Source organism: Synoicihabitans lomoniglobus, from assembly GCF_029023725.1.
Classification (GTDB): Bacteria; Verrucomicrobiota; Verrucomicrobiia; order Opitutales; family Opitutaceae; genus Actomonas; species Actomonas lomonigloba.
The window spans coordinates 2,227,809-2,248,409 of the sequence record NZ_CP119075.1; the positions used below are offsets into that span (position 1 = coordinate 2,227,809).

The 20,601-nt window shown below is 63.0% G+C and carries 13 protein-coding genes; 9 read left to right on the forward strand and 4 right to left on the reverse strand.

Going from position 1 to position 20,601, the window contains the following annotated elements; translation table 11 throughout:
- Positions 1–13: 13 nt before the first annotated feature.
- The 5 genes from PXH66_RS08805 to PXH66_RS08825 all read left to right on the forward strand — a co-directional run bounded on the left by PXH66_RS08805 (position 14) and on the right by PXH66_RS08825 (position 9,406).
- The gene (locus PXH66_RS08805; protein WP_330927579.1) at positions 14–1,933 is read left to right on the forward strand and encodes a WD40/YVTN/BNR-like repeat-containing protein; all 1,920 of its coding nucleotides are present in this window, start codon (positions 14–16) and stop codon (positions 1,931–1,933) included.
- 257 nt (positions 1,934–2,190) lie between these two features.
- Entirely contained in the window at positions 2,191–3,444 is a 1,254-nt protein-coding gene (locus tag PXH66_RS08810; protein ID WP_330927580.1) for an efflux RND transporter periplasmic adaptor subunit, read from the forward strand.
- A 188-nt stretch (positions 3,445–3,632) separates the two neighbouring features.
- The gene (locus PXH66_RS08815; RefSeq protein WP_330927582.1) at positions 3,633–4,334 is read left to right on the forward strand and encodes an ABC transporter ATP-binding protein; all 702 of its coding nucleotides are present in this window, start codon (positions 3,633–3,635) and stop codon (positions 4,332–4,334) included.
- Positions 4,335–4,522: 188 nt separating this feature from the next.
- On the forward strand, positions 4,523–6,928 hold the full coding sequence (locus PXH66_RS08820; protein WP_330927583.1) for an ABC transporter permease: 2,406 nt from the start codon (positions 4,523–4,525) through the stop codon (positions 6,926–6,928).
- Between the two features lie 21 nt (positions 6,929–6,949).
- A complete protein-coding gene (locus PXH66_RS08825) occupies positions 6,950–9,406 on the forward strand; it encodes an ABC transporter permease (RefSeq protein WP_330927584.1) in 2,457 nt (818 codons plus the stop codon).
- A gap of 167 nt (positions 9,407–9,573) precedes the next feature.
- Here the strand turns inward: PXH66_RS08825 and PXH66_RS08830 are convergent, their stop codons facing one another.
- From PXH66_RS08830 to PXH66_RS08840, 3 genes are all read right to left on the reverse strand, one after another.
- The gene (locus tag PXH66_RS08830; protein WP_330932324.1) at positions 9,574–10,569 is read right to left on the reverse strand and encodes a zinc-dependent alcohol dehydrogenase; all 996 of its coding nucleotides are present in this window, start codon (positions 10,567–10,569) and stop codon (positions 9,574–9,576) included.
- Positions 10,566–11,570, reverse strand: coding sequence for a zinc-binding dehydrogenase (locus PXH66_RS08835; protein WP_330929669.1), 1,005 nt, complete (start codon positions 11,568–11,570; stop codon positions 10,566–10,568). The genes PXH66_RS08830 and PXH66_RS08835 overlap by 4 nt, the downstream gene beginning before the upstream one ends.
- Before the next feature lie 461 nt (positions 11,571–12,031).
- The gene (locus PXH66_RS08840) at positions 12,032–13,111 is read right to left on the reverse strand and encodes a hypothetical protein (RefSeq protein WP_330932325.1); all 1,080 of its coding nucleotides are present in this window, start codon (positions 13,109–13,111) and stop codon (positions 12,032–12,034) included.
- Between the two features lie 112 nt (positions 13,112–13,223).
- On the opposite strand from PXH66_RS08840, the gene PXH66_RS08845 reads away from it, so the two are divergent.
- Both PXH66_RS08845 and PXH66_RS08850 read left to right on the forward strand, forming a co-directional pair.
- Positions 13,224–15,407, forward strand: a complete 2,184-nt coding sequence (locus tag PXH66_RS08845; RefSeq protein WP_330929671.1) for a hypothetical protein — start codon at positions 13,224–13,226, stop codon at positions 15,405–15,407.
- Positions 15,408–15,414: 7 nt separating this feature from the next.
- The gene (locus PXH66_RS08850; RefSeq protein WP_330929672.1) at positions 15,415–16,233 is read left to right on the forward strand and encodes a sugar phosphate isomerase/epimerase family protein; all 819 of its coding nucleotides are present in this window, start codon (positions 15,415–15,417) and stop codon (positions 16,231–16,233) included.
- A gap of 1,252 nt (positions 16,234–17,485) precedes the next feature.
- Here the strand turns inward: PXH66_RS08850 and PXH66_RS08855 are convergent.
- Positions 17,486–18,322, reverse strand: coding sequence for an AraC family transcriptional regulator (locus PXH66_RS08855; RefSeq protein WP_330929673.1), 837 nt, complete (start codon positions 18,320–18,322; stop codon positions 17,486–17,488).
- Between the two features lie 113 nt (positions 18,323–18,435).
- Between PXH66_RS08855 and PXH66_RS08860 the strand changes: the two genes are divergently transcribed.
- Both PXH66_RS08860 and PXH66_RS08865 read left to right on the forward strand, forming a co-directional pair.
- Positions 18,436–19,497, forward strand: coding sequence for a uroporphyrinogen decarboxylase family protein (locus tag PXH66_RS08860; protein ID WP_330929674.1), 1,062 nt, complete (start codon positions 18,436–18,438; stop codon positions 19,495–19,497).
- A gap of 54 nt (positions 19,498–19,551) precedes the next feature.
- Positions 19,552–20,580, forward strand: coding sequence for an aromatic ring-hydroxylating oxygenase subunit alpha (locus PXH66_RS08865; protein WP_330929675.1), 1,029 nt, complete (start codon positions 19,552–19,554; stop codon positions 20,578–20,580).
- Positions 20,581–20,601 lie beyond the last annotated feature (21 nt).

Below are 20,601 nucleotides of genomic sequence, written 5' to 3' on the forward strand. Positions count from 1 at the left end.
TGTCGTTCCTGGCATGATCGCATCCAATCGTTCGATACGTCGTTTACAATACTTCGCCGCGGCACTATTCGCTTTGGCCACGACTTGCTCTGCCACCGGCGCAACGAATTTTTCAATCCGACATCAAGTTTCCGGCGGGGCCACATTATGGGGCTTGGTTGAGGGACCGGATGGTTTGGTCGCAGTCGGGACAGGCGGTCGCCTCCTCACTTCTGAGGACGGTAAAAACTGGCAATCCCGCGAAACCGAAACGGATGCGTGGCTGACCGCCGTGACTTTCGCCAATGGGCGTTATGTTGTCGTCGGTGAATCCGGGGTAATTCTACTTTCGGACGATCTCATTACGTGGCGTTTGGTGGCGGACGTCCCGACTGAAGAGCGTTTGAACAACATCAGGTTCGGCGGTGGCCGTTGGGTCGCAGTGGGAGAGCGTGGCACCATTATCTGGTCGGACGACGCCGTGATCTGGCGACAATCCTCGCGACTCACATCCAAATGGCTGCGAGCCTTGGCGACGAGTGAGGCGGTGGATGTCGACGGCACCCGCCACCGTATTTGGGTGACCGGAGGCCAAGCAGATGTGCGTCTCCATTCGTTCGATGGAATCGAGTGGATAAAGGATACCTTTTCAGGCAACGGCGGCAAAGATGTGGAAGCCTTTACGCCGATCTACAGTGGGTTCGGAACCACCTCCCAAAGCGAAGGCACATTTCGCGTCCACTCTCACGAATTTGGAGCTGTCGGTTCCGACGGCTTCATTGCCTCGTATCATGTAATTTCCTCTCTCGATCCCTCCGGCGATGACCCGAATGGGATCTACCACGGATTCTATTTTCATTCGCTCTCGGGGTCCACCGACGACGAATTTAAAGACATTGATTGGCGGGCGATCGTGCGAGGCAACGGGCGACACTTTGTGGTCGGCACTGCGGGCACGGTGCTTTCGGCCCCCCAGATTTACTCCCGCTCAGAATGGACTCGGCATCACAATTTGCCCGACACCACATTCACCGCCGCCGGGTTTGGCTTGGATTCCTTTTTCATCGTCGGTGCCAACGAAACAATTGTGCAATCCTCGCCTTCGTTCCGCGGTCAACTGGCCAACCTGTCCGCCCGAGGACGCATTGTGGGAGCCCACGGCAGTCTCGTCGCCGGATTCGTGTTGGGCGGCGCCGAGGAAACCACGCTCCTGCTACGCGGAGTAGGCCCCCAACTTACTGACTTCGGCATAACCGCACCTCTGCCGGCTCCACGCATTCGACTTCAGGACGCCTCGACTACCACGCTTCAAACGAACAACGGATGGCGCTTCTCGCAGCACCTTTCCCTGGCGACCTCCCAAACCGGGGCGTTCCCACTCCCTGATGGCTCCGATGATAGCGCGATGTTGGCAACGCTCGCTCCAGGCGCCTACACGCTGACCACCAACGACGAAAGCGGTGATGAAGGTGTAACTTTGTCCGAAATTTACCACGTTCCAGATCGGGAAGGCGTGTTCCCTGCCGCCCATCCAATCAACCTTTCTACTCGCGGTCGGGTCGGCGCGGGAGAGGACGTGCTCGTGGGTGGTTTCGTGGTCGAGGGCGCCTCTGCCATTCGTGTGCTGGTTCGTGCCGTGGGCCCGGGCCTCGCACAATTTAACGTGGGGAATCCCCTCGCGGATCCCACCATCACCGTGCAATCGGCCGACGGAACCTTAATCGGCACCAACGACAACTGGGAATCCCAAGCCCACCCGGGCGACCAGACTACCATTCTGAACGAGATCCTAGAAACTTCGCGAGTGGTCGGTGCATTCCCCTTGGACGCACATAGCACGGACGCCGCGCTCCTCCTCTGGCTCTCCCCGGGAACATACACTGCCACCGTTTCAGGCAATCCAACAACCAGCTCGGGCGGAGAAGCCCTGTTCGAAATCTACGAACTCCCCTGAAAAGAGTTCAGCCGCCACCGGTATGTCATCTATTAGGTGACATACGGCTCCGGCGGACCAACCAACGGGAGAACGAACCGAGCGGAAAAGAGTTGCCGGGCTGCGTCCCATTTCCGGGACGGTAACTTCCCAGCATCGTGGTGTCGGGATCAGGATCTAAAATACCATAATTTTTATCCTCCTGCATTTAAATCACTTACACTGCACGAACATAACTGGCACGGGGCCTGCAAAGTCATGGGCACAACTTTTAGCACATGGATATTCCCCGGCCCAACCAAGCAGCAGCAAAACGTAAGAAACGCATCACCATGATCGTGGTGGTCGTCGCCCTTCTCGGCGCGATTACGTTTGGTCTGTCCCGCCTCAAGCCCGCCGCTCCGTCGATGGATCGCAACCTCGTCTGGGTCGATACCGTCAAGCGCGGTCCCATGGTCCGTCAGGTCCGCGGCCTCGGCACCCTCGTCCCGGAAAACATCCGCTGGGTCGCCGCCCGCACCCAAGCCCGCGTCGAAACCATCATCCTGCGCCCCGGCGCGATGGTCACCGCCGACAGCGTCATTCTCGAGCTCTCCAATCCCGACGTTACGCAGGCCGCCGAAACCGCCGTTTCTTCCCTGCAAGCCGCCCAAGCCGGCCTCGCCAATCTGCGCGTGCAACTGCAATCCCAGCTGCTCGCCGCCGAATCCGCCGCCGCCGCCGCCAAGGCCGCTTACGAACAAGCCCGCCTTCGCGCCGAGGTAAACGACGAACTCTTCGCCGACGGCCTCGTCTCGCGTCTCGAACTCGAACTTTCCAAAGTGACCGCCGAAGAGGCTTCCACCCGCAACAACATCGAGCAAAAGCGCTTCGCGTTTTCCCAGGAATCCATCAAGCCACAGCTCGCCGTGCAGGAGGCCGAGGTCTCCCGCCTCGAAGCCCAAGCCCGCCTTCGCCAAGCCGAAGCCGATGCCCTCAAGGTCAAGGCCGGCATGGCCGGTGTGCTCTCCGCCCTCCCGGTCGAAGTCGGTGCCCAGGTGCAACCCGGCCAAAGCATCGCCCGCGTCGCCGATCCGACAGATTTGAAGGCCGAAATCCGCATCGCCGAAACCCAGGCCAAAGACATCACCATCGGCCAGCTCGCCTCGGTCGATACGCGCAACGGCATCGTCTCCGGACGCGTGGTTCGCATCGATCCCGCCGTGCAAAACGGCACGGTTCTGGTCGATGTCACGCTCGAAGGTGAACTCCCGCGCGGAGCGCGCCCCGACCTATCCGTCGACGGCACCATCGAACTCGAACGCCTCGACGACGTGATCTACGTGGGCCGCCCCGCCTTTGGTCAGGAACGCTCCACCGTCACGATCTTCAAACTCGATCCCAATTCCGACCTCGCCGAGCGCACTCAGGTCCAACTCGGTCGCAGTTCCGTGAATACGATTGAAATCATCCGCGGCCTCAATCCCGGCGATCAGGTCATCCTCTCCGACATGTCGCAGTGGGACTCCCACGACCGCGTGCAACTCAACTAATCCCCCCCTTTGCAAAATAATCTGCAACTCTTGACCCGCCCTCGGGTTATTGCCTCCAGACCGATGCTCTCCGCCCTGCTCATCCTCGCCTCCCTCGCCGCGTTTGTCGCTCTCGACGCGGACGCGGATGCTTGATGCGCCTCCATTTCCAGAATCAACCCACCCTAGCTCAACCTACCCAACCGATCATGCCCGAATCCCTCATCAAACTCGAAGGCGTCACCAAGGTCTTCCTCACCGACGAAGTTGAAACCCATGCCCTCTCCGGCATTCACATGAACATCGACCAAGGGGAATATGTCTCGATCGCCGGCCCGTCCGGTTGCGGTAAATCCACCTTGCTCTCCATTCTCGGCCTCCTGGATACGCCCACCGACGGCACCTACCTGCTCAACAGTCGCCCGGTCCAAGGCCTGTCTCTTCCCGAGCGCGCTCGTATCCGCAACCGCGAAATCGGCTTCATCTTCCAGTCCTTCAATCTCATCGGTGACCTCACCGTTTATGAGAACGTCGAACTCCCGCTCACCTACCGCGGCATGCCCGCCGCCGAGCGCAAGGAACGCGTGCTCGAAGCCCTCGAAAAGGTCGGCATGGGTCACCGCGCCAAGCATCTCCCCTCGCAACTCTCCGGTGGTCAGCAACAGCGCGTGGCCGTCGCCCGCGCCCTCGCCGGTCACCCGGCCGTGCTCCTCGCCGACGAGCCCACCGGCAACCTCGATTCCAAGAACGGTGAAGCCGTCATGGACCTGCTCGCCGAGCTCCACCAAGGCGGCGCCACCATCGTCATGGTGACCCACGATTCGCGCTTCGCCCGCAATGCCGATCGCACCATCCACGTGTTCGATGGCCGCGTCGTGCAGGAGCAGGTCGAAACCGACCCGACCGCCTGAAGCCCATCTTCGCCGTGACCGATGCCCGTTGACTGTCCTCATCCCGTCACAACCCCTTTCGCCCGCTTAGGAACCGGGCGGATATTAACAGTCATGTTAACGTAGTAGCGTTGAAAACTCGGCGGCCGGTCCCACGACCGGCCGTCTTTGCTGTCCGCCTTCCGACCACCACCTGACTCCCCGCTCCGTTGCTCAACGACATCCGTCACGCCTTTCGCCAGCTGTGGCGCGCGCCTGCGCTGACGTTGCTCGCGGTGCTCATGCTCGCGTTGGGCACCGGCGTGAACACCGCCGTATTCTCCGTCGCCCACGGCCTGCTCCTCACGCCGTTGCCCTACCCGGGCGGAGAGCGGCTCGCCCAACTGGCCGTGCGCGCGTCCGACGATCCGACCCGAAGCTCCGGCCTTACCCCCGCACAATATCGTCGCCTCGAAGCCGCGCCGGATGCGCCCTGGGAAGCAATCGCCTCCTGGCGCTACAACTACTCCAGTCTCAGCGGCATCGACGAACCGGTGCGTTTGACCAGTATTCAGGCCACCGATACGTATTTCGAAGTGCTGGGCACTGCAGCTTGGCGCGGCCGCACGTTCCTGCCCGAGGACGCCGCCCCGGGGGCTTCACCGCGGGCCGTGATCAGTCATGATTTGTGGCTGCGTGAACTCGGCGCGCCCGCGCGGCTGGATCAGGCAACCCTCCAAATCGACGGCGAGGCGGTCGCGATCATCGGCGTGATGCCACCGGGTTGGACCGACCCGTTCAACAATGCCCGGCTGTGGCTGCCCACCGTCGCGACCGGCGGGGTGAACACGGTCGACTCGGCCCGGTTTTGGACCGGCATGGCGCGCCTGCGTCCGGACGTTTCTCCGGCGCAGATCAACGCATGGCTGACCACGCACCAAGCGCCGATCACCGCGGACAATCCGGCCATGCACGCGGATTGGGTGCCGACCCTGTCTCCGTTGAAACCCCTGCTGCTCGGCAGTTACCGTGAAGGCGTCATGCTTTTGATGGGCGCGGCGGCGCTGGTGCTGCTCGTCACCTGCGCCAACTACTCCGGTCTGTTGTTGATCCGGGCTTCGGCGCGGCGCCATGAGCAGGCCGTGCGCATGGCACTGGGCGCGGAACGCTGGCCGTTGCTACGGACCGGTCTGGTCGAGTCGTGCCTCCTCGCCGTCATGGGCGGCGTCGCCGGCATCTTCGCCGGTTGGTGGGGATTGGACCTGCTGCTCGCCACGGTGCCTTCTGGATGGCTGCCGCGGGCCGATGCGATCGAGCTCAATGTTCCGGTATTGGCGTTCGCGCTCGTCTCCGCCGCGTTGACTGGACTCGCCGCCGGCGCTTACCCGGCTTGGAGCGCCAGCAGCGCCAAGGTGCAGTCGGCCCTGCAATCCAGTGGACGCATGTCGGACGCACCGCCGGTCGCCCGACTGCGCGCGGCGCTCGTGGTGGGCCAAATCGTGCTGGCCTTGGGCCTGCTCACGTCGGCCGGTTTGGTCGGTCGCAGTCTGCTGGCCAAACAAGCCATCAATCCCGGACTACAAACGGCACCGCTGCTGCGGGTCGGACTGTCCCTGTCCTCCCGTGACTTCCCCGACCAGGACACTCGGCGACGCTATTTCGATCAAGTCGTGGCTGCCGTGCAGGCCGTGCCCGGCGTGGCAGACGCCGCTTTCACCCAGACCATGCCGTTTTTGTGGGGCATTCCCGCATCGTTTGCCATCGTCGGTCAGCCCATGGATGCCGCCCGCCTTCCCAGCGCCTACTACGACTCCGTCGGCACGGATTTTCTCAAAACCACGCGCTTACCCCTGCAGCAAGGACGTTGGTTTGCCCCCACGGACGGACCTGACCAACCCCGCGTCGCGGTCGTCAGTGCAGCCACGGCCCGGGCCTTCTTCGGCGACGGTAATCCGCTGGGGCAACGACTGCGATTCACGAGCACCCCGAACACGGACGGCGTGGAAATCATCGGCGTGGTCGCCGATGTGCCGCGCGACGGTTTGGGCGTCGGACAACCGTTGCAGGTATACTCGCATCTGCCGCAGCGCCCGACCGAATTCGCGACCCTGCTGGTGCGCGCTGATATCGCTCCGGCGGCGCTGATTGACGACGTCAAACGGGCCATTTGGAAGTTGAACCCAGATCAGGCGGTGGCCAATGCCGAGCCGGTGTCGGAGCTGGTCGCATCGAGTCTCACCGAGTCGCGCCTCTACTCGTGGTTGATTATCGTTTTCGCCGCCCTGACCCTCGGTCTGGCAACCATCGGACTGTATGCGACCATGACGTTTTCCATTCACCGACGCACCCGGGAGTTTGGGGTGCGCATGGCCATCGGTGCCGAACCCCGCCGCATCTTGCAGCAAGTGTTGCAAGAAGGCCTGCGACTCACGTTGGGCGGGGCCGTGCTCGGTCTCGTATTTTCCGTATTGGTCACTCGCCTCCTGGAAACGATGCTTTATGCGACGTCACCGTTGCACCTGCCGACCTACCTGGCGGTCACGGCCCTCGTATTGCTCACCGCTCTGTTCGCCATCTGGCTCCCCGCGCGACGCGCCACCCGGATCGCGCCCGCGGAGGCCCTGCGATCCGACTAGAAACCCCGCCATTTCCGTCCCATGAGTCTGCTCAAATTCGCTTTCCGCAAACTGCTCCACCAACCGCTCTACACCGCACTGGCAATCGGCACGCTCGGCATCGGGATCGGTTCGGTGGTGACGTGTTTTTCGGCCGTCAACACCATGATGTTCCGACCGTTGCCGGCCGCCTCCCACGGCGACGCCATCGTCACGCTGTCCCAATTCAAAAAATCCGCGGACGGCGAAGGCAAAGGCTACCGCATGGGCATGAACGCCCTCGACGGCTTCGCCGTGGCCGCCCGCTCGGAGAGCCTCGACGGCGTCTGGTTGCACACCGACCTCACCGTGATTCTGGCGGGCGACGCCGGCCCGATGCGCTTCCTCGGCACGCGGCTTTCGCCGCTGGCCTTTGCCGAGATGGGCGTGCAGCCCCAGCTCGGCCGCAAATTCACCGCCGCGGACGCATTGCCCGACGCCGAGCCGGTGGCGTTGATCTCGGATGATGCCTGGACGAAACGTTTTGAACGCGACCCGCTGGCCCTCGACTCGGTCATCAAAATCAACGGCATCGACACGCGCATCATCGGCGTCATGCCAGTCCGATGGCGGTATCCGGAATTTTCCGACGTTTGGCTGCCGCTGGGTCTGGTGGATTCGGCGTCCCTGCCGCGCGAAATGCTGCGGCGCGGAGCGTTTTATTTCGCCGCCCACGGTCGACTCCGGACGGGAGTCACCGTCGAAGCCGCCCAAGCCGAACTCGATCGCATCGCCGACGAGCTCGCGCGGGAGCACCCCGACACCAACACCGGCATCGGCATCTCCGTCATGTCCTGGCGGCAGGACATTCAGCGGGACTCCATCTATTTCATCCTAATGCTGTTCATTGCCGGCACCTGTATCTTCCTGATTTCGTGTGCCAACATTGCGAACCTGCAGCTGGCGCGCGGCAGTGACCGCGGCCCCGAGATCGCGGTGCGCATCGCCCTCGGCGCCAGCCGTTGGCAGGTCTTCCGGCAACTGGCGGTGGAGAACCTCGTGCTCGGGCTTCTCGGTGCGGCCATGGGTGCGGTGGTCGGGCTGTGGGGTATCGATTTGGTGGTGACGTCGCTCAACATCGAACCGCCGTTCTGGCTGCAGCTCGATCCGGACTGGCGAGTGCTCAGTTTCACCGTGGTCTGCGGCTTTCTCGCCAGTTTCATCTTCGGCCTCGCGCCCGCGTTGCGCGACTCCCGGCCGGATTTAAGCGCCGGACTAAAGGAGAGCTCCCGCACCGGACTCGACCAGGGCCCGTTCGGACAGCGGCTGCGCAACGCCATTGTGATCATGGAACTGGCCCTGGCCCTCGTGTTGTTGGTCGGCGCCGGTTTGATGACGCGCAGCTTTCTCAAACTGCGCGCCATCGAGCCCGGTTATGATTCGTCGCAGGTGCTGACTTTTCGCGCTGGTTTTCCACAGGGTTACAGCGAGACGCCCGAAGAAGAAGCTGACTTTTTCAGCACGTTGCCCCGCCAATTGGAAAAACTGGACGGCATCACCCACGCGGCGGCCATCACCCAACTTCCCGGCAGTCACAACGGTGCCGCGGAGGCCATCCTGCTGGAGGAGAACGCGGGCTTATACGTTCCGCGGATCACCCTGCCCCGGGTGGCGTATCGCGGCGTTTCCCGAGGCTACTTCGACACCTTGCGCATCCCGGTGATCGCCGGCCGGGATTTCGAGGCGGCCGATCGCGACAGCAACCAGCGCGTCGCGATCGTGGACACGGCCTTCGCCGAGGACGTGGGAATGAGCCCGGAAGCACTGCTCGGACAGAGAATCGATGCGACGGAAAACTGGAAGGGAACGGACATGGGTGACACCGCCATCATTGTGGGCGTGGTGGGTGCCATTCGCCATGTGCACAGCGACGACGGCCGTCGTCCCACGCTTTACTTCTCCATCCTGCAATCTCCGGTGAATTTCATGTCAGTCGCAGTGCGCACCACCGGCGATCCCTCCGCGCTCGCCGCCACCATTGGCAACGAAGTGCTCGGCGTGCACAGCGGCATGCCCATCTACACGGTGCTCACGCTCGACCAGGTCATCCTGCGCACGATCTGGCAGCAGTATTTCTTTTCGCGACTACTGTTGTTCGCCGGCATCATCGCGGTGGGGCTCGCTTGTGTGGGCATCTACGGCGTCATGACCTTCGCCGTAAGCATGCGGCAACACGAAATCGGACTGCGCATGGCGCTTGGAGCTCCCGCCTCGGAAGTCGTCGGCGACGTGGTGCGCAAAGGCCTGCACTTGGTCGTGCTCGGACTGGGGGCCGGCTTCATCGCCGCCACGCTGTTGGCAAATCTTCTCAGCGGCACCCTCTACGGCATCACCCCGCACGACCCGCCCACCTTCGCCATCGTGCCGACGTTGCTCGCCGCCGTGGCACTCCTGTCCTGCTACCTCTCCAGCCGCCGCGCCACGAGGATCAATCCCATGGCCGCCATGCGCATGGAGTAGCGATCGCCTGAAGCCTCTTGCCGAACCCTTGCGCAAAACCAGCACACCGCGGGATTCGAAGTTCAGCCGTGGGAACGGGCTTGCGCGCGATCACATTGCCAATCGCGTCGCACCGGGCGCGTTCATCGCGCGCAAGCTCGTTCCTACGTTCCCATCCCGTCGTCCTCTCAAGCCCAGGGGTCGAAGAGGACTTTGATCGCTTGTTGAGTGCGGAGCATTTCAACACCCGACACGTAGTCGGACAGCGGGAGCGTCGCGGAAATCAAAACCCCGAGATCGAGTTGGGCTGCTGCTATCGCGCTCAGGGCGGTTTCAGCCGCCAGACGGTTGTGATCACCGTAACCGAGCAATGTCACCCCGGGTCCCCACATCAGCGCGCCGTCGTATGGGATCTCACCTCGCACGACTCCAAACAACGCCACGGCCTCCTTGGTGCGGTGGAGCAAAAACTTCACCGCGGGCGGGACTCCCGTGCAATCAATCGCCATATCGAGCGCCTGATCGTTCCCGCGGTTGGCGGCCCATAAGCCCTCGTCGGAATCAACGGTTTCCGAGGCGCCGACGTTCAATGCCAGTTCACGACGTGAAGCCACGCGATCGATACCCACCACTTCGGCCGCCCCGTGATAGCGCGCCAGTTGCAAAGCCACCAATCCCGCCGGTCCGAGGCCGGCGATGCCTACGCGCTTGCCCTTGACCCCACCCAGCATCGCAAGGCGTTGAAAGCTCACCTCAACGCACATCGCCAGCTCCAGCGAAGCGAGTTGCGCCGCCGGTAGCTCCGTCGGCACGGGCAGCAGATACTCGGCGGGAAACGCATTAAACTGCGCGTAAAACCCCGGACGATTGGTGCCGGCATCACGCCACGCCACGACCGTCTGACCGACCGATAGGTCCGTCACTCCGTCGCCCCGTGCGACCACGATTCCGACCGCTTCATGCCCGGGTTTGCCGGGAAAATACGGGTAGTCCAGTTGCTGCCCCGGAAACATGGGCTCCCCCCCCAGAATGTGCAGGTCCCAGTGCGGACAACTGCTGATCCCGGTCACCTTGACCAATACTTCTCCCGCCGCCGGACGCGGCGTCGGAGCGACCTCCCAGGTAGTCTCGCCAGGAGCAATGATGCGCAGTTGCCGCATCGTATCAGGAATTTCGTTACTCATGTGCGGGCCTTCCATTCCAAAATCACTCCCAGCACGGGCTCACGTTTGGATTCAATCAACGCCCATGCTTCGGCGGCTGCCTCGACCGGAAAACGGTGAGTGATCAAACCGGCGGTATCCAGCTTGCCCTCCGCGACCCACTGGATCGTGGCATCCACTCGGGGAGCGGTGATGCCTGCCACCAGATCGAAGGCGATTTCCCGATAACGGAAGCGTTGAATTTCAATGGCGTCGGCGGTGCCGTAAAAGCCCGCCGAGACCATTGTGCCCCCGTGCTGCATGAGCGGCAGGTAGGCGTCGAAGAGTCGGGCGTCACCGACCGTGTCGACCATGACCGCGACTTCGCCCAGGCCGAGTGCGGCAATCTCGGCGGCGCCGTCACCGGTGACTTTGATGGCCTGGCCCCAACCTCCTTCGGTGAACTTCGCCAAACGATCCTCGTGACGTCCGGTCATGATGACGCGTGCGCCACGCTGCTTCAGGGTTTGCCCCGTCCATTGGCCCACCAAGCCATCGCCGACCACGACCGCCAATTCACCAGGTTCGATGCGCGGACGTGTGCCGCAGTTGTAGCCGACCTGAGTCAACACCATGCCTGAATAGTCCTCGCTGGCGCCGCCGTCGGGCAGCCGGTGCACAAAACTTTGATGGCAAACCGACGGCGACACGTGGCCCGCATGGCGATCGAACATGCCCTCGACCTGACTCATCACCGCAAATACGCGATCGCCTACGTGGTGATCGCGCACCGCCGCGCCGACGGCGGTAACCATACCGACCTTCTGATAGCCCGCAATGATGGGAAACGGTGACGGGTCGCCGGTCCGGCGCGCGGTGTCACCCGCCAGACGCTCGCCCCGCAAAAACGAGCCTTCGGTCCCGTTACTGATCCACGAGTGGGTCAGTTCGATAACAACATCTTCGGGGCCGGGCTCCGGGCACTCGACGGCGCGGAACTCAACTTTCCCCGGAGCGGTAAACACAACGGCATGGGCTTTCATGGGTAAGGGTTCCGCACCCTGACCAGCCCCTTTTCAATCGGTCAACTCGAACAAGTCGGCCCACGAATCTTTCACTAATTTTCATTCTCCGATGCACCGTCCCCCGCAGCGGTATTGAAAGCCATCCGCCCTCGCCGCGCCGCAACCATCCAGGCGATAAGTAGGAGCGGGCTTGCGCGCGATTGCAGGCTCCATGGCACCTGCCTGCCGAGCCCCTTGCTACGCCATCGCGCGCAAGCACGCTCCTACCTGGGGGTGTTCACTGGCGTGCTTCATTTTCCTGCAAAATTGCCGCATTGAATTGAGAGCCATCTGCCCTGGCCGCGCCGCAACCATCCAGGCGATAAGTAGGAGCGGGCTTGCGCGCGATTGCAGCCTCCATGGCACCTGCCACCGATCCCCTTGCTATGCCATCGCGCGCAAGCACGCTCCTACCTGGGGTTTTCACTGGCGTGCTTCGTCTACTCGGGCAGGGTGCGTAGCAAAGCGTTGAGGGCCTCCGCCATGGCCGCGCCGTAGTCAGCGCCTGGGGTGCGACCGAAAAGTCGCGAAGACGTTTCTCCCGCAGTCGCCAAGGACCAGGCCACCTGCGCATCGTCCCCCACCTTCGCACTGATCGGGTCCAACCGGAGTGGCCAGGTGCAGAGCTGTTGGGTGGTGATTTCGGACCGCGGCACGAAGCGCCAACCGTGGGCGGTTTTGGCGAGACCGCGCCCGGCGCCCATGACCAGCGATACCGTCGACCACAGGGAACGTCGCCCCGCCAAAATATTTTCCCAAACCGAGCCCCGGCCCAGATCGGCCAACGCTCCGATGAAATCACCACGGGCCGATCCGCTCAATCCGTAGGCAAACCAGGCCCGCCACGACGGGGACAATTCCGCGAGCAATTGCTCATGGCTCGCCGACCAGTGCGTGCCGCGTTCCGGCTTCGGATCAAAGGCTCCCTTGTCCGTCGCACAAGGATACCAATGCACCGGCAATCCCGATCGCCACAGTCCGATGAATGCCGCCGCATCGAGTTGCACGTTCCATTCCAGCGCACGCGTCACCGTGGTGCCGGCATTGAGTAACACCGAGCGCACTTTTTCCCGCACCAATGCCGGGTCCCGGTTGAACGCCGCTGTCAGCACGCGCGCCGATCCCACGATCGAAACCACCACGGGCGCATCGGCTGCACGCAGTGTTTCGAGCAATAATTCGATGCCCGCCTGCTCCCGTGACGGCCGCGAACGAGCGTCGTCATTCACGGACGTCAGCGGAGCCTCCGGCCCCACCGCCACCGGAATCGCCCGCGCGATCAGATAACTGGCCTGGGTCACGATCACCAGACCGGGATCGCGATTTACATCCCAACCCGCGGGCGCCGCCTTCCGAAACCTCTCCGTCGTATCCAAAATTACCGCACGCAGGTCGTATTCCGGCAGCGCCAGCACGGTGGCGAGATCGAATTGATCGTCCGGATCCTGCGCCGGATGATACAGGTCGGTGAGATGCACGAGGGGTATGCGGGAGGTGGAATCGGCCATCGCCGTGGTCATGCGGCGCGCACGATCACGCGTCAACCGCCGAGCCGCCCGGATCGCCCGGCAGATAAATTTTCATTGGCTTTCATCTTTTCATGGCACTGCGACTGCCTCCATTGATCGCAATATGCCGCCGCCGCTCTCCGCGCGGGTCGAGCTGAATGCCGACCGCCCCACTTTGTTACTTAACGACGAGCCCGTCGCGCCCCTCATCTATGCGTTGTCCGATTGCCCCGGCGCCCGTTGGACGTGGGAGGAAGTGCCCGCCCGCAACATCGCCGAGTTCGGCCGACACGGCACGCGGTTGTTTCAAGCCGATGTCTGGTTCGAACAAATGCTCACGACCGACGGTAGTCTCGATGTCACCCTGGCCCGGCGTCAAATCGCGGGAGTAACCGACGTGGTGCCCGGTGCGGCGGTGATGCTGCGGGTGCACGTAAATGCGCCCCCCGCCTGGTGCGCGGCCCATCCGCAAGAATGTGTAGGCTATGCGGATACCGAACCACACGACCCCCCCCGCCACGGTTTGGTGCGGCCGCTGGCCGACGATGCCCTGCGACCCACGCGGGCCAGTTTCTATTCAACCGCGTGGCAGGAGTGGGCGCACGACCGCCTGCGGGAGTTTTGCGCGCTCCTGTCGGCTTCACCCGAGGGCAACGCCTTGTTCTCCATTCAGATCGCCAACGGCGTGTATGGCGAATGGCACCAGTTCGGATTTCTCCACCATGATCCCGACACCGGCCCCGCCGCCACCGCCGCGTTTCGCCACTGGCTCACCACGCACTATGCGGACGATGCGGCGCTCGCCAAAGCATGGAGTCATTCCGGTCTCACGTTTGCCACCGCCAGCGTCCCTAACTCCCCGAGTCGGGAGATGGCGACGGTCGGCATTTTGCGCGATCCCCAGACCCAGCGGCCCGTAATCGACTACTTCACGTTTCAGCATACCGCGCTCACCGAAGTCGTGCTGGCCCTGGCGGCCACGGTCAAAAAATCGTGGCCGCGTCCCATCGTGACCGCGGCATTTTTCGGCTACTTCTACAGTATCTTCGGACGACAGGCCGCCGGCGCGCAGTTGGCCGTGCGGCAAGCGCTGCAATCGCCCCACCTCGATTGTTTCTGTTCGCCCCAGTCTTACGAACCCGCCGCAAAAGGGTTCGGTGGCACCGGCAATGCCCGCGGCCTGATCGGTGTGGTGCGACGCGCCGGCAAACTCTGGCTCGATGAAATGGACACGCCCACGAGCCAGGTCGGGTGTCCGTGGGAAAAGGATTTCACCAGCACGCCCGCGGATGACATCGCCATCCACCGTCGCAACGTGCTGCAACCCGTCACCCGCGGCGGCGGCCAATGGTGGTATGATTTCGGTCCCATCGGCCGCACCCCCAATTTCAGTCGCGGCGGCAATGTCGGCTGGTGGGATACCCCCGAACTGTTGGCCGAAGTCGAGGCAATCCAGACCATCGCCGCCGCTCGTCACGAATTGCCATTTCTGCGTCCGGCCGACGTGCTGCTGGTGCACGACCCGATGTCGTTCTGCCACACGGTCAGCCAACGACACCCCTCGGCCGAGTTCGGCAAACTACCCACCACGACCTCCGACCCGGTCACGCCGTTGCTCGTCGACGACTTGCTACACGGGCTCTATCAGTCCGGTCTGGCCTTCGACGAAGCCCTGCTGGAAGAGTTGGCCGAACTCGACCTCAGTCCATATAAATTGATCCTGTTCGCCACGACTCCGGTGATCACGCCTGCCCAACGCGAGGTGATCGAAACTCGTGTCGCCACTGCCGGTCGCCACGTGGCGTTGCTGGGATTCGCGGGGTGGAGCGATGGCGATCACGCCGGCCCGGAAGTCGCCCAGGCTCTGAGTGGGGTGGCCACCGTGCTGCACCGCCCCACGGTGCCGCAGCACAATTTTAACTTGGACGGAGTGAACTCCTCCCTCCGCTTGAAAAACACCATCGACCTGCCCGCCTATGCGGCCACCCCCGCCCAGATCATGGGCACATGGTCCGACGGCCGTCCCAGCGTGGTGCGGCGCGACGCGGACAACGCGACCTGGTGGAACTTCGCACTCCCGCCCGTCGCGCCGGTCGCCTTGCACGCTCTCGGCACACTCGCCGGCTGCCACATCGTCAACGCCCCCGGTGATTGCACCCTCATCGGTGATGGGTTACTGGTGGTGCACACCGTCGACGGCGGAAAACGCCGCCTGCAATTTCCCCGCGGCCCCGTCATCGAAACCGAAATACCCGCCCGATCGACCACCGTGTTTGACGGACTCACCGGTGCACGTCTCCTTGGATAACCGTATCATGACCGACTCTGCCTCCGCCCCCTCCTACCAACGCTCCATTTCCTCTCTCGGCTGCCCGCAGGAATCAGTCGAAAGCGCGCTGGCCCTGGCCCGCCACCTCCAGCTCGATGCCATCGAACTGCGCAGCCTCGAGGGCGGCGTCGACCTCCCGGCTTTGTTCGCCAAGACCTACGGCACCCCCGAGGCGATGGCGGCCGCGATCGGCGTGCCGGCCTCCCCTCGTATTTGCTCGCTCGATACATCGCTCAAGCTGTTCGACAATACCGACGAGACCCGGGCGGAGTTCCTCGAGTTTCTCCCGTGGGCGGAGACACTCGGCGTGCACTGGCTGCGCTGGTTTGACGGCGGCAAAGCGTGGGCTGACGACCTGCCATTAGCCATCGACACGTGGCAGTGGTGGACCAAGCTGCGCGCCGAAAAGGGCTGGCAGGCGGAGATCATGATTGAGACCCACGACCTCGTGCTCGACTCCGCCGCCATCATCGCGCTCACGGAAGCCTGCCCCGGCATCAAGATTCTCTGGGACACCCACCATACCTGGAAAGTCGGTGGAGAGGACCCCGTCAAAACCTGGCAGGTGATCAAGTCCCACGTGCCCCACATCCACGTGAAGGACAGCGTCAACATCCCCAGCGCCCGGCACTCGTTTTCCTATCGCCTGCCCGGCGAAGGTCAGTTCCCCATGGCACCCTTACAAGCGCTGCTGGCGCGCGAGTTTGACGGCGTGGTGAGCCTGGAATGGGAACGCCACTGGCATCCCTATTTGGCACCGGTCGAAGACGCCGTGAATTCGGCTTTTGCTCAAAACTGGTGGTAGGCGCACGAAGGCGAAAGCCCGAGCGAGCTCGCGGCCTTCGGGCGAGGATGAAACCGGCCAAGGTAAGGCGTGCTCGCCGAGCGCGCGGTTGCAGTGTGCTGGGTTGCTGATTGCCACCTCAATGGGTGCGGCGGTTTCGGCGAAACCGCCCTACCTCGGAGGGCGAAACGATGTGGCAGATGCTATCGCGAGCAAGCTCGCTCCTACGCCAGATATGGTCGGTAGGTTGCCGACGAGAAACGCATCGGCCACCCATCACCGTAGGCCGCCTGCTTGCAGGCGCTTCGCTGAGTGGCGGGACTGCCGGGCCCATCGGAAAGCGCGAGCAAGCTCGCGGCCTACGGACGAGGGGGAAACCGGCCAAGGTAGGGCGTGCTCGCCGTGGTGGCGTGGCAGTGTGCTGGGGTGCTCGTTGCCACCTCAATGGGTGCGGCGGTTTCGGCGAAACCGCCCTACCTCGGAGGGCGAAACGATGAGGCAGATGCTTTCGCGAGCAAGCTCGCTCCTACGCCAGATATGGGCCGTAGGTTGCCCACGAGAAAAACATCGGTGATCCACCACCGTAGGCCGCCTGCTTGCAGGCGCTTCGCTGAGTTGCGGGACTGCCGGGCCCATCGGAAAGCGCGAGCAAGCTCGCGGCCTACGGACGAGGGGGAAACCGGCCAAGGTAGGGCGTGCTCGCCGAGCGCGCGGTGGCAGTGTGCTGGGGTGCTCGTTGCCTCCTCAATGGGTGCGGCGGTTTCGGCGAAACCGCCCTACCTCGGAGGGCGAAACGATGAGGCAGATGCTATCGCGAGCAAGCTCGCTCCTACCCCAGATATGGGCCGTAGGTTGCCCACGAGAAATGCGTCGGTGATCCATCACCGTAGGCCGCCTGCTTGCAGGCGCTTCGCTGAGTTGCGGGACTGCCGGGCCCACCGGAAAGCGCGAGCGAGCTCGCGGCCTACGGAAGAGGATGAAACCGGCCAAGGTAGGGCGTGCTCGCCGAGTGCGCGATGGCAGTGTGCTGGGGTGCTCGTTGCCTCCTCAATGCGTGCAGCGGTTTCGGCGAAACCGCCCTACCCCTAAAACCATGGTTGTGGGCTTTCGCGGCGAACACTTGATATTGATCTCGGTAGTGTCTGGGGCGATCTCGTGAGTCTTTCTCTTCCCCTTTATCGTCACCTCGGCTGTGCAGATCGCGCCAGGGCGTGCGGCGAGAAAGACAACGAATATCGGGAACATGGTTGCCGACCGATTTGGTGGGTTCGCATCACGTTGCTTCCTCGCGCAACCATTCCCGGGGGGGCTTGCCGTGACGTCCGCGGAACAGGCGATAGAAATGAGAGAGGTCCTCGAATCCCGATGAAAACGCTGCGCCGATCACGCTGTATTGGCCCGAGCGCATGAGGCGCTCCGCATGGGCCAAACGCAGTCGGTTGAGAAACTCCACAAAGGTCACCCCGGTCAGTTCCCGAAAGCGTTGCGTGAATTGCCGCCGCGACAGTCCCACCCACTCGGCCGCCCGATCAATCGTCCAGCCCTCGAAAAACGTCTCCTCCATTTCCCCCCGAATCATCTCGAGGCGATCCGCCGTGGTATTGGTGCGTGATTTCGGCAAACAGCGGTCAGCCATCAACAGCATCTCCAACGTCAGAATCCGCACGGCCACCCCACCACCGAGTCGCTGCAAGGTCTGTTCGAGAATGGCCTGCCGCCATCGCTTCACGATCGGCCCCGCTTGATCGCCGCGAAAGTGCGTGGCACCGACCTCACGCCGCACGAGCCGCGCCCACAAGGCGGCCAGATCGGCATCGTCGGCCACGAAGGCGGTGCCCACTCCGAGGAGCAGCAGCACCGAGGGCTCGATATCGACCAGATTGTGCAGCTCGCCCGCCGGCACGACCAGCAACGTGCCCGCATCCGCCTGCCACGAGACCAGCCGTTTGCGGCCGGTCAAACGTAGCTCCACCACCCCGCGTTGCACGAACAATACCTTGTGAAACGCATCCGCGCGATCGGTCATATGAAAATCCGCCGCGTGCACGCTTTCGGCAAAAATCGCCCCATGCACGGGCACATCGATCTCAAGCGGTTGCGAGGTAATCACGGGGGTAGCCCAAGCTAAACTGCCCAATATGCCAATCAATTCAGCCCGTCCTGCCAAGATTGGTAGGCCCGCTCCATGGTAAATTATCTCCCGATTCCCCACCCCTGATCATTATGGCTGATACTTTGCGTCCTTCGCTTACCCGTTCCCAAATTGAAGCTGTGCTGCGTTGCCAGCCCAGTCCGGGAGCCGTCCCCTTCCTCCCCGCCATCTACGAACACAAGGCGTGGTTCATCGGCTCGACGCCGTCAGCGATTGCCCGTGATGCCAAGTTGCTCACCAAGGCCCTGATCGCCGAGTATGAAGCGCTGCAGCCCGACGCCCTCGCGGTCGGCGTCGATGTTTACAATCTCGAGGCCGAGGCCTGCGGTTGCAAAGTCACGTTCTACGAGGGCGACGATACTTCGATCCCTGGCATCAGCCCCGGCGACCACGTCATCAAACCCGGGGAAGATCTCGGCAATGCCAAGATCCCCAATCCGCTCACCGACGGGCGCATGCCGGTTAATCTGCAGGCGGCCCGCGACGTGCGCAAGGCGCTCGGCGACGACATCTGGCTGCGCGGTGCCATCTCAGGTCCCTTCTCCCTGGCCATTTCACTGGTCGGGGCCGAAGCGTTGTTTTTTGCCTGCGTCGACGAACCGGACTGGGTGCACGAGGTGCTCAACTACAGCGGTCGCATCATCAAGGCGTTTTCCAAGGGCTACATCGATGCCGGCGCGGAATTGATCATCTTCGATTCGCAGGCATCGCCCGAACTGCTATCGCCCGCCATGTATGAAGAGTTCGTGCTGCCCGTGACCAAGGACCTCACCAAGTGGGCCACCGCCCAGGGTGTGCGCGACATCCCGTTGATCATCGGGGGCAACACCACCCCGATCGCCGAGTTGCTGGTCGAGACCGGTTGCAATAATCTCCTGTGCGACTTCACCGGGGACTTCGACGAATGGTCGGAACTGTGCATCGACCATGAGCGCTCCATGCGCCGCAACGTATCGCCGCATCTCATCCAAAAAGGCACGCCCGACGAGATCTATGCCGTCGCGCGCCAGGAATTCGAGAACGGCAAAGACATGCCCGGGTTCATCCTCGGCACCGCCGTCGTGCCGTTCGGCTCCCCCACCGAAAACATCCTCGCCGTGAAACGCGCCTGCGTGGACCACGCCGCGAGCTGAATCGGGCGTCATCCCCGTCGCTCTCTTTTCCGACTCACCGATTGCCATTCTCTCGTGATATTTGACGAAGATTCTCCGTTCCAAGTGCTCCGCCAAACCTGGCAGCCCGTCGCGCTCACGCGTGATCTTCCCGCCGGGGGCGTCATGGGCTACACCTTGCTCGAACAAGAGCTGGTTATCGCCCGTTTTGAAGATGGCACGCTACTCGCCGCCGACGCGGCCTGTCCGCACAAAGGAGCCCGTCTGTCCGCCGGCCGCATCGTCGACGGCTGCCTGATGTGCCCCTACCACGGCTGGACATTCGGCCCCACGGGTGACTGCAAAAATATCCCGTCTCTGGTGGAGCCCAATCCGCAAAAATGTGCGCTGTCCCACCTCAAAAGTTACGAGGCTCAGGACCGCTACGGCATGGTCTGGGTAAAACTCGATCCCGCCGGGGATACTCCCCTGCCCGAGGTGCCCGAGTTTGAGAATCCGGCTTGGAGCTATCGGCTCGGACCGCCGATGAAATTCGCCGCCGGTTTCCGTCGCGAGGTGGAGAACTACCTCGACATGACGCACTTCGCGTTCGCGCACGGCACCACGCTCGGCAAGTGCGCCGACCCGCGCATTCCCGACATGACCATCACCACGCACGATGATGGTTTTCAGATGGACGCCCCGTTCCCGGCTCTCGAAACGCCGCACGAACAGCCCGGCAAACTCCAGAGCGCCCACCACCGGCAGCAGCGTTGCCATCTGCCCAACTTCACCACCATCCGCCAGACCTTCACCGACGGTGACGAACGCGTGCTCGTGCACATCCCGTCGCCCAATACCCGCGAATCCTGCACGGTGTTTTGGTCGCTCGCCATCTCCCCCGGGTTCGACGGCCCGGAGCCCGACGGCCAGATCGATTTCGCCATCAAGGTCCTCGATGAGGACCGCGAGATGTGTGAACTGCAGACACCCCGCGAAGTGCCCGTCAACCCCACCCGCGGCGGTTGGGGCGTGCTTGTCGCTCCCGGCGACACCTTGGCCAACACCTACCAGAAAATGTTCCGGCAATGGCTCCAAAAGCACCTCGATGCTGCCGCGACCTAAACCCCGTTTCCCCGATTTCTT